This window comes from Massilia rubra, assembly GCF_011682065.1.
GTDB lineage: Bacteria > Pseudomonadota > Gammaproteobacteria > Burkholderiales > Burkholderiaceae_D > Telluria_A > Telluria_A rubra.
The window spans coordinates 1-892 of sequence record NZ_VUYU01000078.1; the positions used below are offsets into that span (position 1 = coordinate 1).

An 892-nucleotide genomic window follows, 5' to 3' on the forward strand; every position below is an offset into this window, starting at 1 on the left:
AAATCGGTACCACCCCTTCCCATCCCGAACAGGACCGTGAAACGATTTTACGCCGATGATAGTGCTGCAACCAGTGTGAAAGTAGGTCATCGTCAGGCTAGTTATAAGAGAAAGACCCCGGTAAGCCTAAGCGCGCTCAAGATCGCGCTTAGTGCAAACCGGGGTTTTTTTTCGTCCGCGTTTTTGTTGGGCGATCGCCAGGTGAGCTGGGATGCCCTGGCGACAGGGCATGAGCACCAGCCTATTTCACGATGGTCAGCTGCTTCACAATTTCGACACGGTCATCTGGGTGAGGGCCGGCGATGCGGTCACGGTTGCGTTCAATCTTGTACTCCAATATCACCTTAGTTCCTTTGAATTTTTTCTTCAAAGAATGTCCCCCGTAGCCGTCGTTGTCCTCCTCCAGGAATTGGTGGCATACATCCGTCACGCAATAGGCGCTGACTTCCTTGCCATCGGCAGTGCGGATAGTCACACCGTTGTTGTCGCTACCGCCGCCCCCAATCAGTTTTCCAGAAATCGTGGTGGCAAGTACTACCTGAGGTAGAGCAAGCAGCAGAGCGAAGAAGTAAGGTCGTTTCATGTGAGTCTTTCTGGAAAACAAGTAGCAAGATGTCCATTATTGCAGACTTAAATGCCATTTCAGCAGGAAGTCCAACAAATTCCTTGCTAGTGAGCAGCGCCTTTGCTATAGTTCGCCTCCCCGCTGAAGCGCTAGCGAAATCAAGTAGTTGCAGGACAGTCCAGGGGCGTTTCGAAAGAAACGAAGTAACAAAAAGAGGTTGACGAGAAACGCGAAACGCTGCATAATCTCACCTCTCTGCTGCAACGAACACAACGCTTCGTACCATGCGGCAAGATAGAAATACCGAATACGTTCTTTAACAATTAA

2 protein-coding genes and 1 rRNA gene are annotated in these 892 nt (G+C 50.1%); 1 reads left to right on the forward strand and 2 read right to left on the reverse strand.

Annotation, left to right across the window (positions count from 1 at the left end; genetic code table 11):
* Positions 1-98: ribosomal RNA gene (rrf, locus tag F0185_RS35625) — 5S ribosomal RNA — on the forward strand; the annotation flags it as partial.
* Between the two features lie 143 nt (positions 99-241).
* Here the strand turns inward: rrf and F0185_RS34055 are convergent.
* Both F0185_RS34055 and F0185_RS34560 read right to left on the reverse strand, forming a co-directional pair.
* Positions 242-583, reverse strand: a complete 342-nt coding sequence (locus tag F0185_RS34055; protein ID WP_167233120.1) for a hypothetical protein — start codon at positions 581-583, stop codon at positions 242-244.
* A gap of 105 nt (positions 584-688) precedes the next feature.
* Positions 689-892, reverse strand: a 204-nt coding sequence (locus F0185_RS34560; RefSeq protein WP_223164632.1) for a hypothetical protein, incomplete at its 5' end; no start/stop codon positions are given.

Coding starts and splice junctions, on each gene's coding strand:
- F0185_RS34055 (WP_167233120.1), bottom strand. CDS start 583: ATGAAACGACCTTACTTCTTCGCTCTGCTGCTTGCTCTACCTCAGGTA.